We start from the raw sequence: 15,108 nt of genomic DNA, 5'->3' as shown, positions 1-15,108 counted from the left end.
AAGTCAGACTTCGAACAGGCGTCCGAAGCGGGGAAGGGGATCGCGCACTTCGGCCAGGCGCAGCGCGTGCCATGCCATGGCGCAATTGCTCGAGACCACGGGCTTGCCGAGCGCGGCCTCGACCTCGCGTGTCAGGTTGGCCATGCGCAGGCTGGTGCAGGCGACGAACACTGCATCCACGTCGGGTTCGGCACCGGCCGCGAGAATGGCCGCGCGCAGCGATGCGCGGTCGATGCGCGCCACCTCGCTGTCGTTGGCGTGGTTGAAGGTCGCGATGCGCGGAACCTCGATGCCGCCAGCTTCGATGTGCTGCTTGAACACCTCGTTGATCGAATGCACGTAGGGCGTGATCAGCGCGGTCCTGCGCACGCGCAGTGCATGAAGACCGGCCATGGCGGCCGTGATCGGCGTGGTGCAGGCCACGCCCGGCCGTGCGTCGCGTATCTGTGCGAACACCTTGTCTTCGCCGATCACGATCGAGCCCGAGGTGCAGCCGAAGGCGACCACGTCGAGTTCCACGTCGGGCACGATGAGCCGCGTGGCCGGCGCGATGTGCGCTTCCATCCGGGCGAGCGAGGCCAAGCCGATGTCGGCCGGGCTCGGCAGGCGCGCCTCGAAGTAGGCCACGCCGGGCAGCTGCATGATCTGTCGCCACTCGTGCTCGATGGTCTGGTCGGTTTCCAGCACCACGAGACCGATGGCGGCCCGCGCCATCACGCCCTCGTCCATTTCGAACGACAGGATCGTGTAGTTCTCGCCCAGGGTCGCTGTGTGATTCATCGCAAGGTCATTCCCGTGATGTCGATGGCCGGCGTGCGGCCGTTCATGATGTCGGTCACGATCTGTGCGGTGCCGCAGGCCATGGTCCAGCCCATGTGGCCGTGGCCGGTGTTGAGGTACAGGTTGTCGTGCCGGCTCTTGCCCAGGATGGGTGTGCCTTCCGGCGTCATTGGACGCAGGCCGGCCCAGAAGTCGGGTTTTTCATAGTCCGCGCCATCGGGGAACAGCTGCCGGGCCACGCGCAGCATCGGGCCGAAGTCCGCCGGTTCGTGCCGCGTGTCGTAGCCGCTGAATTCCGCCGTGGCGGTGAAGCGCAGGCGGTCGCCGAAGCGGGCCCAGGCCACCAGGTTGTTCTCATCGACGCCGGCCAGCGTAGGAGGGCGGTGCCGAGAGTCGGTCGGAAAGGTGACCGAGTAGCCCTTGACCGGATAGATCGGCAGCCGGTAGCCGAGCGGGCGTGCGGCAATGGGCGAATAGCTGCCCATGGCCAGCACGTAGTCGTCGGCGGCAACGGCGCCATGGCTGGTGTGCACGGCGCGGATGCGGCTGGTGTCGGCCTCGATGCGCTGGATGTTCGCATCCATCATGAAGGTCACGCCCGCCGAGCGGCATCGCTCGGTGAGAGCCCGCGTGAACATGCGTGCATCGCCGCTCTCGTCGCTCGGGCAGTAGATGGCGCCGGCGATGTGCGGGCGCGCGTCGGCGAGCGCGGGTTCCTGCGCCACCACGCCGTCGCCGTCCAGCAGCTCCAGCCGCATGCCGCCGTCGGCCAGTATCTGCATGTTGGCCTTGCCGCGTGCGAACGAGGCTTGGTCACGGTACAGGTACAGCGCGCCGCGGCTGATGCGTTCGTATGCCAGGTCCTGCGCGGCCGTCAGCTGCTGCAGCAGGCTCTGCGAGTAGCGGCACAGCACCAGCTTGCGGCTGGTGTTGAGGCGCGAGCGCTCGGCCGTGCAGTTGTGCATGAATTTCCACAACCACATCCACATGCGCGGATCGGGGTTGAGCTTCAGGCGAAGCGCCTGGCTGTCGTCGCGCAGCGAGCGCCAGAGAATGCCCGGTGCCCGCGGCGATGCCCACGTGTAGGAGTGCCCCGGTGCCACCATGCCCGCATTCGCGTAGCTGGTTTCAGCGGCAGGCAATGGTTGGCGGTCGATCACCGTCACCTGGCGCCCTTGCGCGGCAAGATACCAGGCGGTAGCAACACCCGCCACGCCGGCACCGAGGACCACGGTATGCATCGCGGTGCTCCGTCAGACGGCCGCGATGACGCCAATTTCGACCGTGTAGGGCGGAAAGGCCAGCGCCGATTCCACACAGGCACGCGCCGGTGCATGGCCTTCGGGAACCCATGCGTCCCACACCGTGTTCATCTCGGCGAAGCTCTTGTGGTCGGCCAGCCAGATCGTGGCCTGCACGATGCGCGTCTTGTCGCTGCCTGCTTCTTTCAGCAGTGCGTCGATCTTGGCGACGATCTGCGCGGTCTGGCCAGCGACGTCGGCCGCGGTGTCGCTCGCCACCTGGCCTGCCAGGAAGATGAAGCCGTTGGCGATCACGGCCTGGCTCATGCGTGCGTTGGTCTGAAGTCTTTGTATGGGCATTGCGGATCGGTCCTTGGAGGGAAGGTGCAAAGTGAATTCACTTGCTTATTCACTTGCACACAAAAACCATGCCAAATCCGTCGCGCAGGAAGTAGTGCCACCGCCTGCCTGAGTCGGGCGCAGCGAAGATGCCGGCCGCATGAAGCGAACCGCCGATGGCATTACTTTTTGCGAGGGATGAGCGATCGCGGTCGGAGGGCGCGCATGCACTGCCGATTGCGCACTCGCATCCGGCGGATTGCACCAGGGGAGCACCTTTTGAGTGCTCTAGCCAGGTCGGTCGCTTGGCGCCGCGTTGCATCGCGGCGAGGCCGGCTTGTCCTTTGCCAGGTGTCCGGAGTTTTCTTCGAGGAAGTAGAACCATGCATGGATGTGCGCCACCTGACTGCGCATTCACCCGCTGCGGCTTTGGTGTTGACACTACTTTTTCAACGCGGCGATCCGGGCCGCCGTGCAAGCCGGTTTTGGCATGCTTTTTGTAGGTGTGCACACATCTGAATCAACAAGTGAGTTCAAGGTGCCATGATCCTGATCACCGGCGGCGCGGGCTTCATCGGCGCCAACTTCGTACTCGACTGGCTGGCGCAAAGCGGCGAGCCAGTCGTGAACCTCGACAAGCTGACCTACGCCGGCAACCTCGAGACGCTCGCGTCGCTCCAGGGCGACCCGCGGCACATCTTCGTGCAGGGCGACATCGGCGACAGCGCGCTGGTCGACCGCCTGCTGGCCGAGCACCAGCCGCGCGCCGTCGTGAACTTTGCCGCGGAATCGCATGTGGACCGCTCCATCCACGGCCCCGAAGACTTCGTGCAGACCAACGTGCTGGGCACCTTCCGCCTGCTCGAGTCCGTGCGCGGCCACTGGAGCGCGCTGCCGGCCGAGCAAAAAGCCGCCTTCCGCTTCCTGCACGTGTCCACCGACGAGGTCTACGGCTCGCTCTCCAAGACCGACCCCGCCTTCACCGAAGACAACAAGTACGAGCCCAACAGCCCCTACTCGGCCAGCAAGGCCGCCAGCGACCACCTCGTGCGCGCCTGGCACCACACCTACGGCCTGCCGGTCGTCACCACCAACTGCTCCAACAACTACGGGCCCTTCCACTTCCCCGAGAAGCTCATCCCGCTGATGATCGTCAACGCCCTGGCCGGCAAGCCCCTGCCCGTGTACGGCGACGGCATGCAGGTGCGCGACTGGCTCTACGTGAAGGACCACTGCAGCGCCATCCGCCGCGTGCTCGAGGCCGGCCGGCTCGGCGAGACCTACAACGTCGGCGGCTGGAACGAGAAGCCCAACCTCGAGATCGTGAACACCGTCTGCGCGCTGCTCGACGAACTGCGCCCGCGCGCCGACGGAAAGCCCTACAAAGAGCAGATCAGCTACGTCACCGACCGCCCCGGCCACGACCGGCGCTACGCCATCGATGCGCGCAAGCTCGAGCGCGAGCTCGGCTGGAAGCCCGCCGAAACCTTCGACAGCGGCATCCGCAAGACCGTCCAGTGGTACCTGGCCAACGCCGAATGGGTGCGCAACGTGCAAAGCGGCGCCTACCGCGCCTGGGTCGAGAAGCAATACGACGCCGCCCCCCCCGCGGCCCAGGCGGCGGCATGAAGCTGCTGCTGCTGGGCAAGGGCGGCCAGGTCGGCTGGGAGCTGCAGCGCAGCCTCGCGCCGCTGGGCGAGCTGGTCGCGCTCGACTTCGACAGCACTGAGTTGAACGCCGACTTCAGCCGCCCCGAGCAGCTGGCCGACACCGTGCTGAAAGTGCGCCCCGACGTCATCGTCAATGCCGCGGCCCACACCGCCGTCGACAAGGCCGAGAGCGAGCCCGAGTTCGCGCGCACCCTCAACGCCACCTCGCCCGGCGTGGTGGCCGAAGCCGCCCAGCAGATCGGCGCGCTCATGGTGCACTACTCCACCGACTACGTCTTCGACGGCAGCGGCACCACGCCCTGGCAGGAAGACGACGCCACCGGCCCGCTCAGCGTGTACGGCCGCACCAAGCTCGAAGGCGAGCAGCTGGTGGCCGGGCACTGCGCGAAGCACCTGATCCTGCGCACCAGCTGGGTCTATGCCGCGCGCGGCGGCAACTTTGCCAAGACCATGCTGCGCATCGCCAAGGAGCGCGACCGCCTGACCGTCATCGACGACCAGTTCGGCGCCCCCACCGGCGCCGAGCTGCTGGCCGACGTCACGGCGCATGCCATCCGCGCCACCCTGCAGGACCCCGCCAAGGCCGGCCTGTACCACGCCGTGGCCGGCGGCGAGACCAGCTGGCACGGCTATGCGCGCTTCGTGATCGAGCAGGCGAAGGCAGCGGGCGTCGCGCTCAAGGCCGGCCCCGAAGCGGTCGACCCCGTGCCCACCAGCGCCTTCCCCACCCCCGCCACGCGCCCCGCCAACTCGCGCCTGGACACGCGCAAGCTGCAGGCCACCTTCGGGCTGGTGCTGCCGCACTGGCAGCAGGGCGTGGCCCGGATGCTGCGCGAGACCCTTTGACAGGCGGCAGGACAAGCGACCCACGCAAGCAAGCAGCAAGAAGCACGCAGCAAAAAGCGGAGAACACAACAATGACCACGAAGACCACCCAACGCAAAGGCATCATCCTCGCCGGCGGCTCCGGCACCCGGCTGCACCCCGCCACGCTCGCGCTCAGCAAGCAGCTGCTGCCGGTGTATGACAAGCCGATGATCTACTACCCGCTGAGCACGCTGATGCTCGGCGGCATGCGCGACATCCTGATCATCAGCACGCCGCAGGACACGCCGCGCTTCCAGCAGCTGCTGGGCGACGGCAGCCAGTGGGGCATCCACCTGCAGTACGCCGTGCAGCCCAGCCCCGATGGCCTGGCACAGGCCTTCATCATCGGCGACAAGTTCGTGGGCAACGACCCCAGCGCGCTGGTGCTGGGCGACAACATCTTCTACGGCCACGACTTCGCGCACCTCTTGGCCGATGCCGATTCGAAGCCCGCCGGCGCCACCGTCTTCGCCTACCACGTGCACGACCCCGAGCGCTACGGCGTGGTGGCCTTCGACGACAAGGGCAAGGCCAGCAGCATCGAGGAGAAGCCGGCCAAGCCCAAGAGCAGCTACGCCGTCACGGGCCTGTACTTCTACGACAACCAGGTGGTCGAGATTGCCAAGGCCGTGAAGCCCAGCGCACGCGGCGAACTGGAGATCACGGCCGTGAACCAGGCCTACCTCGACCGCGACCAGCTCAGCGTGCAGATCATGCAGCGCGGCTATGCCTGGCTGGACACCGGCACGCACGAGAGCCTGCTGGAAGCGGGCCAGTTCATCGCCACGCTGGAGCACCGGCAGGGGCTGAAGATCGCCTGCCCGGAAGAGATCGCGTGGCGCAACGGCTTCATCGACCGCGAGCAGCTGGCCAGGCTGGCCGCGCCGCTGCAGAAGAACGGCTACGGCAAGTACCTGAACCATCTGCTGGCCGAGGAGGTGCGCTCGTGAAGGCCACGCCGACCGCCATTCCCGAGGTGCTGATCATCGAGCCGAAGGTCTTCGGCGATGCGCGCGGCTTCTTCTACGAGAGCTTCAACGGCAAGGCCTTCGACGAGGCCGTGGGCCGGCACGTCGAGTTCGTGCAGGACAACCATTCGCGCTCGGCCAAGGGCGTGCTGCGGGGCCTGCATTACCAGATCCGGCAGCCGCAGGGCAAGCTGGTGCGCGTGGTGCGCGGCGCGGTGTTCGACGTGGCGGTGGATATCCGCAAGTCGTCGCCGACGTTCGGCCAATGGGTGGGGGTGGAGCTCAGTGAGGACAACCACAGGCAGCTGTGGGTGCCCGAGGGCTTTGCGCACGGGTTTCTGGTGCTGAGCGAGACGGCGGAGTTCTTGTACAAGACTACGGACTACTATGCGCCGGCGCATGAGCGGTGCATCAAATGGGACGACGCCGAGCTAGGAATTGCGTGGCCGAGCGTCGGCGCTCATCCTCAGCTATCGGCCAAGGACCAGGCCGGCGCCAGACTGGAGAACGCAGAAACTCCGTAGCGTCGTGAGCAAGAGGCTCGCAGGCAAAACGCTCGATGCTGGCAAAGCAGCCTTCGACCCTGCAAAGGGCTTTGGGGGCCGCCGCATGAGAAACTACCAGCTTGATGCGGCCGGTGTCCATGTGGATGGCGACAGGACCGGCGTCGTCCTTGGCGCGAGTCCTCGCCGACGTGGATGAGCCGCTCGCAGCCCTCCTTCGTGTCGGGTGACATGCAGATCGGAGATCGATGCGACATCTCGGACTCCAAATGTATGAACGATATCGTTAAGTCATTGAATTTAAAGAAAAAAGTCGTCTCCGTTGCGCCCATGATGGATTGGACGGACCGCCATTGCCGTTACTTCCATCGCCTGATGTCGCGCCACGCGCTGCTCTATACCGAGATGGTGACCACCGGCGCGCTGGTGCATGGCGACGTCCCCCGGCACCTGCGCTTCAACGAGGAAGAGCATCCCGTGGCCCTGCAGCTGGGCGGCAGCGAGCGGGCCGACCTCGCGCATTGCGCCAGGCTCGGCGAGGAGTGGGGCTACGACGAGATCAACCTCAACTGCGGCTGTCCCAGCGAGCGCGTGCAGCGCGGCGCCTTCGGTGCCTGCCTGATGGCGGAGCCGGCGCTGGTGGCCGATTGCGTGAAGGCCATGGTCGACGCCACCCGCCTGCCGGTCACGGTCAAGCACCGCATCGGCATCGACAAGATCGAGAGCTACGAGTTCGTGCGCGACTTTGTCGGTGCGGTGAGCGAGGCCGGCTGCCGGAGCTTCATCGTGCATGCGCGCAATGCGTGGCTGCAGGGCCTGAGCCCGAAGCAGAACCGCGAGATTCCGCCGCTGCGCTACGAGCTGGTGCACCGCCTGAAGCACGAGTTTCCCGAGCTGGATTTCTCGATCAACGGCGGTATCTCGGCCAACGTGCAGGTGCATGAGCACCTGCGGCTGCTCGACGGCGTGATGGTCGGCCGCGAGGCCTACCACAACCCCTGGTGGCTGGCCGAGTGGGATGCGGAGTTCTACGGCGCAGCGCCGCAGCCGCTGACGCGCGAGGACGTCGAATCGCTGATGTGCGACTACATGGTCCGCGAGGCGGCCGAACACGGCACGCAGTGGTCTTCGATCGCGCGCCACATGCTGGGAATGCGCAACGGCCTGCCCGGCGCGCGCCGCTGGCGCCAGGTCTGGAGCGACCATCGGCTCAAGACGCGCCCGCCGCACGAGGTGATGGCGCTGGCGCACGAGCCCGCGGCGCAAGAGGCCTGAAGCCGCGCGGCGTCAAGCTGCGATCAGCGTGGCCTCGGGCACGTCCTCGATGGTGGTGCGGCGCAGCTCGCGGCGCTCGGCGATGTCGTAGCGCCGGCCACGGTGCAGGGTGCTGCGGTTGTCCCACATCACGAGGTCGCCCACCTGCCATTCGTGCGTGTAGACGAACTCGCGGCGGGTTGCATGCTCGAGCAGATCGGATAGGAACATGCGCCCCTCGGCCACCGGCCAGCCGATGATCTCGCGCGCGTGCACGCCCACGAACAGCAGCTTGCGCCCCGAGCCCGGATGAGTCTGCGCCAGCGGCCATACGGCCGGCGGAATGGCTTTCTTCTGGTCGTCGGTGTAGGCCTCGTCGCCCAGCAGGATGCGGGTGTGCAGCGCGTAATGCTCGGCGCACAGGCCCTCGATCTCCGACCGGGTGCGCTGGGGCAGCGCGTCGTAGGCGGCGCGAAGATCCGCGAACTCGGTGTTGCCGCCCCAGCTCGGCAGCACCAGCGCATGCAGCATCGAATAGGCGGCGCGCGGGTTCTGGAAGGAGCTGTCGCTGTGCCAGAGCTGGTTTGCAAAGTTCGACAGGTTCTTGGGCGAATCGCGGCGCGCCACCTTGCCTTGCGCATCGACATTGGAGATGTCGATCAGCCGTTCGTCCTCCAGCCGCTCGGGGCGTTTGAAGACCTTCTTCAGGCCCAGGTCGAGCGGGCCGAACGACTTCGCGAAATCGATCTGCTGCTGGCCCGTGAGCGGCTGTCCGCGCCACACCAGCACGGCATATCGGTTCATGGCCGCGTTGATCTGCTTCACCTCGGAAGGCGACAGCGGCTGCGTGATGTCGATGCCGCGTGCCTCGGCGGCGAAGAGCGGGTGCAAGGGGGTGAGTTCAAGGGACATGAGCGGTCTTGCCAATGAGGATGGGAAATGGCGAGGCCTATTCGGCCTGGATGCCGGCTTCGGCGATCACGCGCGACCAGCGCTTCATCTCGCTCTGGACGAACGCGTCGAACTGCGCGGGCGTGGAAGCCACCACTTCCATGCCCTGTTCCTCGACGCGGCGGCGCATCTCGGGGTCGTGCAGCACTTTTGCGGTGTCGGCCTGGATCTTCGTGACCACCGCCGGCGGCGTGGCGCGCGGCGCAACGAAGCCGAGCAGCGCGCTCACATGGAATCCCGGCAGGGTTTCGGCCACGGTCGGATAGCCGTAGCCCGGAACCCGCTTCTCGCCGAGCGTGGCGATCATCTTCATCCGGCCCGCCTTGACGTACGGCAGCACCGAGAGAAAGGGGTCGAACACGAGGTCGAGGCGCCCGCCCAGCAGTTCGGTGTGCGCCGGCGCGCTGCCCTTGAAGGGCGCGTGCAGCATGTCGAAGCCCGCTTCGCGCTTGAGCAGTTCGGCACCCAGGTGCGTGGTGCTGCCGGCGCCAGGCGTGCCGTAGCTGAGCTTGCCCGGGTTCTTCTTTGCGTAGGCGATGAGTTCGGCCAGCGTGCCGAAGGGCGCGTCGGGCCGCGCGACGATCGCGAGCTGCAGGTTGGCGATCTGCGTGATGCCCGCCAGGTCTTTCACTGTGTCGTACGGAAGGTTCTTGCGCAGCGATGGATTCACCGCGAAGGACGAATTCACCATGCCGAAGGTCAGCCCGTCGGCCGGCGCCTTGGCGACGAAGTCGACGCCGATGGTCGTGCCGGCCCCCGGCTTGTAGTCGACGAGCACCGGCTGGCCCCAGATCTCCTGCAGCTTGAGCGAGATCAGGCGCGCGACCGTGTCGGTGGGCCCGCCGGGCGCAAAGGGGACGATGAGCTTGACGGGGCCCTTGGGGTAGCCGCCCGCGTCTCCCTGGGTTGCAGCCGGCGCGGCAGCCGCAAGGCCGGACAGCGCCACGCCGCCTGCCGCCAGCAGGAGCAGCCGCCGGTCTCGCGAGGGGAAAAGAAGGGGGATGGGGCCACCAGCGGAATGTCTCGTATTTCTGTATAAATGGAACATTGTTCCGAAATAATGATTCCCGAGCGCCGGCACGTCAACAGCTTTTTGCTGAAGAATGAATGAACATCAAAAAAAAAGGGTTTGGATACATGAATGACGCGATTGGCGGCAAAGAAGAAGTCAGCGCGCTTGCCAGGGGGCTGGCCTTGCTCAAGGTCATCGGAATGGCAGCCGCACCCATCAGCAATCGCGACCTGGCCGAAACCACCGGCATCCCCAAGGCCACCGTGTCCCGTCTCACGGCCACGCTGGTGGCTGCGGGCTACCTGAAGCAGTCGCAGGACAGCGACCGCTTCAGCCTCGGGCCGGCGCTGCTCGACATGAGCAGCCGCTACCTTCGCCACTTCGACCTGCGGACGGTGGCGCGCCCGCATCTTGCGGAGCTGTCCGAATTTGCCGGCGCCAGTGTCCACATGGGCGTCCGCGACGAGCTCGACATGCTCATCATCGATTCGCTGCGCCCCCGCTCCGCGCTGATCAGCTCGCGCATCGAAGTGGGCTCGCGCATGACCATCGCCACCTCGGCCGCGGGCCGCGCCTACCTTGGCGCGCTACCCGCCGCCGAGCGGGCCGAAGTGCTGGAGCAGATCCGCCTGGAAAGCGGCGAGAACTGGCCCTCGATCGAACCGCGCCTGATGGCCGGGCTCGACGAATACGCGCGCCTGGGCTATTGCAGCTCGTTCGGCGAGTGGCATCCGCACATTCACGCCCTGGGCTTTGCGCTCAAGGGCCCGCGCGGCGAGCGCTACGGCGTGAGCTGCGGCGGCCCCGCCTACCTGCTGCCCAAGGACGTGATGCTCGGCCGCGTGGCCCCCAGGCTGCTGGAAACCGCCCAGCGGATCGCCCGGGAAACCGGCACCGTCAGCACCGACTGACCCTCGGCAATCCAACGAATCTGTTCGTGAAACACCGAGGATCCGGCTTTGCCGGTCCTCTGGTGTTGCCCCCGGCGAGGGGGTTGGCGAAGCGACACGAAGTGCGCGAAGACTGGGGGAGAGCCTAATTCGCGGCTTCCAGGCCGTTCGCAAAGTGCTCGCGCATCCGCGTCATGGCCGCTGCGGCATCCCGCGCCTCGATGGCCGCCATCACCGACCGGTGCTCCGCCAGCGATTCCGCGATGCGCCCCGCCTTCAGCAGCGAGTTGTGGCGATTGAGCTTCATTACCTTGCGCAGGTCGGCCACCATCTGGTCGCGCCATTTGTTGTTCGCAATGGCCAAAAGGCACATGTGGAAGCGCTCGTTGACCGCGAAGAAATGCTCGCGGTCTTCCTTGCCAGGGGCGCCTGCCGCTTCGAGTTCGGCATGCAGCGCCTTCAACTCCGCGCGCTCGGCCTCGCTGGCGCGCTCGGCCACCACGCCGGCCGCATCGCTTTCCAGCAGCGAGAGCAGGTGGTAGACGTCCGCCAGGTCCTGCTCGGACACCTCGGTGACGTAGGCGCCGCGCCGCACCTTCATGGTCACCAGGCCTTCGGCCGCAAGCACCTTCAGCGCCTCGCGCAGCGGCGTGCGGCTGATGCCGTATTCCTCGGCCAGCTTGAGCTCGTCGATCCAGCTGCCCGGCTCGAGCTCGCGGCGGAAGATCCGCTGGCGCAGCAGTTCGGCCACCTCTTCATAGAGGGCGCGCGGGGTGAGGGTGAGGGCGGACATGGGGCGGACTGTACCGCAAAAACGGGTTTGAATTAATAATTATGGATCGGTTAGACTCGCTGCCGGCTTGCAAATCCCTTGCAGGCGAATTTGCGACTACCCTGCAAGACACTGCGAAAAGCCCCTCATGAGCAGCAAACCCGAACCCACCTTCAAGCCGGCCAACCTCGACGACTGGGCCAAGGCCGCCGCCAAGTCGGCACCGGGCGGCGACCTGGGCGCGCTCAACTGGCTCACGCCGGACGGCATCATCGTGAAGCCGCTCTACACCGCGGCCGACCTGCAGGGCCTCAAGTACACCGACACGCTGCCCGGCTTCGAGCCCTACCTGCGCGGCCCGCAGGCCACCATGTACGCGGTGCGCCCGTGGACCATCCGCCAGTACGCGGGCTTCTCCACCGCCGAGGAATCGAACGCCTTCTACCGCAAGGCGCTGGCCGCCGGCGGGCAGGGCGTGAGCGTGGCCTTCGACCTGGCCACCCACCGCGGCTACGACAGCGACCATCCACGCGTGACCGGCGACGTCGGCAAGGCCGGCGTGGCCATCGATTCGGTCGAGGACATGAAGATCCTGTTCGACCAGATCCCGCTCGACAAGGTGAGCGTGTCCATGACGATGAACGGCGCCGTGCTGCCGGTGCTCGCGGGCTACGTGGTCGCGGCCGAAGAGCAGGGCGTGAGCCAGGACCAATTGAGCGGAACCATCCAGAACGACATCCTCAAGGAGTTCATGGTCCGCAACACCTACATCTTCCCGCCCGCGCCGAGCATGCGGATCATCGGCGACATCATCGAGTACACGGCGCAGAAGATGCCCAAGTTCAACTCGATCTCGATCAGCGGCTACCACATGCAGGAAGCCGGCGCCAACCAGGCGCTGGAGCTGGCCTTCACGCTGGCCGACGGCAAGGAGTACGTGAAGACCGCGCTGGCCAAGGGCCTGGACGTCGACGGCTTTGCCGGGCGCCTGAGCTTCTTCTGGGCCATCGGCATGAATTTCTATCTCGAAGTGGCCAAGATGCGCGCCGCGCGCCTTTTGTGGTGCCGCATCATGAAGGAGTTCAACCCGAAGAACCCCAAGAGCCTGATGCTTCGCACGCACTGCCAGACCTCGGGCTGGAGCCTGACCGAGCAGGACCCCTACAACAACATCGTGCGCACCACCATCGAGGCCATGGCCGCGGTGTTCGGCGGCACGCAGAGCCTGCATACCAACGCGCTCGACGAAGCGATTGCGCTGCCCACCGAGTTCAGCGCCCGTATCGCGCGCAATACGCAGCTCATCATCCAGGAAGAAACGCACATCACGAACGTGGTCGACCCCTGGGCCGGCAGCTACATGATGGAGAAGCTCACGCAGGACATGGCGGACAAGGCGTGGGAAATCATCGAGGAGGTCGAGGCCATGGGCGGCATGACCAAGGCGGTGGACAGCGGCTGGGCCAAGCTCAAGATTGAAGCCGCCGCCGCCGAGAAGCAGGCGCGCATCGACTCGGGCAAGGACGTGATCGTGGGCGTCAACAAGTACAGGCTCAAGACCGAGGACGCGATCGACAGCCTCTCCATCGACAACGTGATGGTCCGCGAGCAGCAGGTGGCGCGGCTGCAGAAGATCCGCGCCTCGCGCGACGGCGCCAAGGTGCAGGCCGCGCTCGACGCGCTGACCGAAGCCGCCGAGAACGGCACCGGCAACCTGCTCGCCCTGAGCATCGATGCGGTGCGCCTGCGCGCCACGGTGGGCGAGATTTCGGATGCACTCGAAAAATCATTCGGCCGTCATCGGGCCGACACGCAAAAGGTGACCGGTGTGTACGCAGCTGCCTACGACTCGGCCGAAGGCTGGGAAACCCTCAAGACCGAAATCAACGCCTTCGCCGAAGAACAGGGCCGCCGCCCGCGCGTAATGATCTCCAAGCTGGGCCAGGACGGCCACGACCGCGGCGCCAAGGTGGTGGCCACGGCTTTCGCCGACCTGGGCTTCGATGTCGACATGGGGCCGCTGTTTCAAACGCCCGAAGAGTGCGCGCGCCAGGCCATCGAGAACGACGTGCATGCCGTCGGCGTGAGCACGCTCGCGGCCGGCCATAAGACGCTTGTGCCCGCCATCATCAACGAGCTCAAGAAGCAGGGCGCAGACGACATCATCGTGTTCGTCGGCGGCGTGATTCCGCGGCAGGACTACGACTTTCTCTATGAGGCCGGCGTCAAGGGCATCTACGGTCCGGGCACGCCCATTCCGGCCAGCGCCAAGGACGTGCTGGAGCAGATCCGCGCGGCGGTTTCGGCCTGAGAAGCAGAGCGTGGGCGATCTCTTGTCGCGGCTGTCGCTGCAGCCGGTTGAATCCAGCGATTTCGAGGCCATGCTGGCCCTGCGCGTCGATGCGATGCGTCCCAGCCTGGAGCGCGTGGGGCGCTTCGACCCGGCGCGCTCGCGCGAGCGGCTGCAGGCCGGTTTCGTCGTGCCCTTCATGCACCACATCGTGCTCGACGGCGGGCTGCGCATCGGCTTCGTCACGCTCAAGCCCGAGGACGCGGATGCGCTCCGCCTGGACCATCTCTACCTGCGCACCGGCTTCCAGGGCCTGGGCATCGGCGAGTGGGTGCTCGAGTGGGCCAAGTCGCAGGCGCGCGAACGGCAGCTGGACATCAAGCTCACCGCGCTCGTGCAGAGCGATGCCAACCGCTTCTACCTGCGGCACGGCTTCGTGCTCGAAGGCGAAGAGGGCGTCGACCTGCACTACCGCTGGCGCGTGTCGTCCCCGGAGGACGCGTGCTGAACAAGCCGACGGCCGCACTGGAGCACGCGATTGCCGAATCGGACGGCATGGCGCAGCGCCGCGCGATTGCCAAGGCCATCACGCTGCTCGAATCGACCCGCGCCGACCATCGCGCGCAGGCCGACGAGCTCCTCACCGCGCTGCTGCCGCGCACCGGCAATTCGTTTCGGCTCGGCATCTCCGGCGTGCCCGGCGTCGGCAAGTCGACCTTCATCGAGACGCTGGGCCTGCTGCTGATCGGCAAGGGCCACCGCGTGGCGGTGCTCACCATCGATCCTTCCTCCAGCGTCTCGGGCGGCTCCATTCTTGGCGACAAGACGCGCATGGAGCGGCTCTCGGTGCACGAGCGTGCCTACATCCGCCCCAGCCCCTCGAGCGGCACGCTCGGCGGCGTGGCCGAGAAGACGCGCGAGGCCATGCTGGTGTGCGAGGCCGCGGGCTACGACATCGTGATCGTCGAGACCGTGGGCGTGGGCCAGAGCGAAACCGCCGTGGCTGGCATGACCGACATGTTCGTGCTGATGCAGCTGCCCAATGCGGGCGACGACCTGCAGGCCATCAAGAAGGGCGTGATGGAGCTGGCCGACCTGGTCGTCATCAACAAGGCTGACATCGACAAGGACGCCGCGACGCGCGCGCAGGCGCAGATCACCTCGGCGCTGCGCCTCTTCGGCCACCAGGGCAACCCGGAGCACGCGCATGCGGTGCACGACGCGCACAGCGGCGCAGAGGTGCGCTTCTGGCTGCCCAGGGTGCTGCAGCTCAGCGCACTGGCCGGCACCGGCGTCGATGCCTTCTGGGATGCCGTCACCCAATTCAGGCAGCTGCAGAGCGCCAATGGCAAGCTCGCCAGGCGCCGCGAGAAGCAGGCCACCGCGTGGATGTGGGAACGCATCGACGCTGGGCTCAAGCAGGCCTTCAGGCAGCACGCGCAGGTGCGCGAACTGCTGCCGCAGCTTACGCGGCAGGTGGCGGAGGGCGCGCTGCCCGCATCGACGGCGGCGCGCCAGCTGCTTGCGGCGGCCGCCATCACCGCCAGGCCATGACCACATACGAAATTCAG

General features: G+C 66.6%; 15 protein-coding genes. 9 read left to right on the top strand and 6 right to left on the bottom strand.

Features of this window, described 5'->3' with window-relative positions:
• Positions 1–3: 3 nt before the first annotated feature.
• Genes L1081_RS09785 through L1081_RS09775 form a run of 3 tightly spaced genes read right to left on the bottom strand, consistent with a single transcriptional unit; the run spans position 4 to position 2,381 of the window.
• A complete protein-coding gene (locus L1081_RS09785) occupies positions 4–780 on the bottom strand; it encodes an aspartate racemase/maleate isomerase family protein (protein ID WP_489416229.1) in 777 nt (258 codons plus the stop codon).
• Positions 777–2,021: a D-amino acid dehydrogenase gene (locus tag L1081_RS09780; RefSeq protein ID WP_489416228.1), complete on the bottom strand. Its 1,245-nt coding sequence runs from the start codon at positions 2,019–2,021 to the stop codon at positions 777–779. The genes L1081_RS09785 and L1081_RS09780 overlap by 4 nt, the downstream gene beginning before the upstream one ends.
• A gap of 12 nt (positions 2,022–2,033) precedes the next feature.
• Positions 2,034–2,381 carry a Rid family hydrolase gene (locus L1081_RS09775; RefSeq protein ID WP_489416227.1) on the bottom strand — a complete coding sequence of 116 codons (348 nt, stop codon included), beginning with the start codon at positions 2,379–2,381 and terminating at the stop codon, positions 2,034–2,036.
• Positions 2,382–2,903: 522 nt separating this feature from the next.
• Between L1081_RS09775 and rfbB the strand changes: the two genes are divergently transcribed.
• The 5 genes from rfbB to dusA all read left to right on the top strand — a co-directional run bounded on the left by rfbB (position 2,904) and on the right by dusA (position 7,643).
• Entirely contained in the window at positions 2,904–3,989 is a 1,086-nt protein-coding gene (gene rfbB, locus L1081_RS09770; RefSeq protein WP_489416226.1) for a dTDP-glucose 4,6-dehydratase, read from the top strand.
• Positions 3,986–4,876, top strand: a complete 891-nt coding sequence (rfbD, locus tag L1081_RS09765) for a dTDP-4-dehydrorhamnose reductase (RefSeq protein ID WP_489413172.1) — start codon at positions 3,986–3,988, stop codon at positions 4,874–4,876. The genes rfbB and rfbD overlap by 4 nt, the downstream gene beginning before the upstream one ends.
• A 71-nt stretch (positions 4,877–4,947) precedes the next feature.
• Positions 4,948–5,847, top strand: a complete 900-nt coding sequence (rfbA, locus tag L1081_RS09760; RefSeq protein WP_489416225.1) for a glucose-1-phosphate thymidylyltransferase RfbA — start codon at positions 4,948–4,950, stop codon at positions 5,845–5,847.
• Positions 5,844–6,389: a dTDP-4-dehydrorhamnose 3,5-epimerase gene (gene rfbC, locus L1081_RS09755; protein WP_489416224.1), complete on the top strand. Its 546-nt coding sequence runs from the start codon at positions 5,844–5,846 to the stop codon at positions 6,387–6,389. Before rfbA ends, rfbC begins: the two co-directional genes overlap by 4 nt.
• A 252-nt stretch (positions 6,390–6,641) precedes the next feature.
• Positions 6,642–7,643, top strand: a complete 1,002-nt coding sequence (gene dusA / locus L1081_RS09750; protein WP_489416223.1) for a tRNA dihydrouridine(20/20a) synthase DusA — start codon at positions 6,642–6,644, stop codon at positions 7,641–7,643.
• A 12-nt stretch (positions 7,644–7,655) separates the two neighbouring features.
• On the opposite strand, the gene L1081_RS09745 is transcribed toward dusA, so the two are convergent.
• Together L1081_RS09745 and L1081_RS09740 are read right to left on the bottom strand one after the other, a co-directional pair.
• Positions 7,656–8,534, bottom strand: coding sequence for a TauD/TfdA family dioxygenase (locus tag L1081_RS09745; protein ID WP_489416222.1), 879 nt, complete (start codon positions 8,532–8,534; stop codon positions 7,656–7,658).
• A gap of 37 nt (positions 8,535–8,571) precedes the next feature.
• Complete coding sequence (locus tag L1081_RS09740; RefSeq protein ID WP_489416221.1) at positions 8,572–9,519, bottom strand: tripartite tricarboxylate transporter substrate-binding protein; 948 nt, start codon at positions 9,517–9,519, stop codon at positions 8,572–8,574.
• Between the two features lie 191 nt (positions 9,520–9,710).
• Between L1081_RS09740 and L1081_RS09735 the strand changes: the two genes are divergently transcribed.
• Positions 9,711–10,496, top strand: coding sequence for an IclR family transcriptional regulator domain-containing protein (locus L1081_RS09735; protein WP_489416220.1), 786 nt, complete (start codon positions 9,711–9,713; stop codon positions 10,494–10,496).
• A 124-nt stretch (positions 10,497–10,620) separates the two neighbouring features.
• Here the strand turns inward: L1081_RS09735 and L1081_RS09730 are convergent, their stop codons facing one another.
• The gene (locus tag L1081_RS09730; protein WP_489416219.1) at positions 10,621–11,268 is read right to left on the bottom strand and encodes an FCD domain-containing protein; all 648 of its coding nucleotides are present in this window, start codon (positions 11,266–11,268) and stop codon (positions 10,621–10,623) included.
• Positions 11,269–11,395: 127 nt separating this feature from the next.
• On the opposite strand from L1081_RS09730, the gene scpA reads away from it, so the two are divergent.
• The 3 genes from scpA to meaB are packed head-to-tail and all read left to right on the top strand — an operon-like array spanning position 11,396 to position 15,091.
• Positions 11,396–13,558: a methylmalonyl-CoA mutase gene (gene scpA / locus L1081_RS09725; protein ID WP_489416218.1), complete on the top strand. Its 2,163-nt coding sequence runs from the start codon at positions 11,396–11,398 to the stop codon at positions 13,556–13,558.
• 10 nt (positions 13,559–13,568) lie between these two features.
• Positions 13,569–14,045 (top strand): GNAT family N-acetyltransferase, encoded by a 477-nt coding sequence (locus L1081_RS09720; RefSeq protein WP_489416217.1) that lies wholly within the window; start codon positions 13,569–13,571, stop codon positions 14,043–14,045.
• The gene (gene meaB / locus L1081_RS09715; RefSeq protein WP_489416216.1) at positions 14,039–15,091 is read left to right on the top strand and encodes a methylmalonyl Co-A mutase-associated GTPase MeaB; all 1,053 of its coding nucleotides are present in this window, start codon (positions 14,039–14,041) and stop codon (positions 15,089–15,091) included. Before L1081_RS09720 ends, meaB begins: the two co-directional genes overlap by 7 nt.
• Positions 15,092–15,108 lie beyond the last annotated feature (17 nt).

Source organism: Variovorax sp. MSC1_012, from assembly GCF_023667525.1.
In the GTDB taxonomy this organism is placed as follows: Bacteria; Pseudomonadota; Gammaproteobacteria; order Burkholderiales; family Burkholderiaceae_C; genus Variovorax; species Variovorax beijingensis_B.
This window is presented reverse-complemented; position numbering and strand designations above follow the sequence as displayed.

Bases quoted from the DNA above. Each gene is read 5' to 3' on its own strand.
- L1081_RS09785 (WP_489416229.1), bottom strand. From the start codon at position 780: ATGAATCACACAGCGACCCTGGGCGAGAACTACACGATCCTGTCGTTC.
- L1081_RS09780 (WP_489416228.1), bottom strand. From the start codon at position 2,021: ATGCATACCGTGGTCCTCGGTGCCGGCGTGGCGGGTGTTGCTACCGCC.
- L1081_RS09775 (WP_489416227.1), bottom strand. From the start codon at position 2,381: ATGCCCATACAAAGACTTCAGACCAACGCACGCATGAGCCAGGCCGTG.
- rfbB (WP_489416226.1), top strand. From the start codon at position 2,904: ATGATCCTGATCACCGGCGGCGCGGGCTTCATCGGCGCCAACTTCGTA.
- rfbD (WP_489413172.1), top strand. From the start codon at position 3,986: ATGAAGCTGCTGCTGCTGGGCAAGGGCGGCCAGGTCGGCTGGGAGCTG.
- rfbA (WP_489416225.1), top strand. From the start codon at position 4,948: ATGACCACGAAGACCACCCAACGCAAAGGCATCATCCTCGCCGGCGGC.
- dusA (WP_489416223.1), top strand. From the start codon at position 6,642: ATGAACGATATCGTTAAGTCATTGAATTTAAAGAAAAAAGTCGTCTCC.
- L1081_RS09745 (WP_489416222.1), bottom strand. From the start codon at position 8,534: ATGTCCCTTGAACTCACCCCCTTGCACCCGCTCTTCGCCGCCGAGGCA.
- L1081_RS09735 (WP_489416220.1), top strand. From the start codon at position 9,711: ATGAATGACGCGATTGGCGGCAAAGAAGAAGTCAGCGCGCTTGCCAGG.
- L1081_RS09730 (WP_489416219.1), bottom strand. From the start codon at position 11,268: ATGTCCGCCCTCACCCTCACCCCGCGCGCCCTCTATGAAGAGGTGGCC.
- scpA (WP_489416218.1), top strand. From the start codon at position 11,396: ATGAGCAGCAAACCCGAACCCACCTTCAAGCCGGCCAACCTCGACGAC.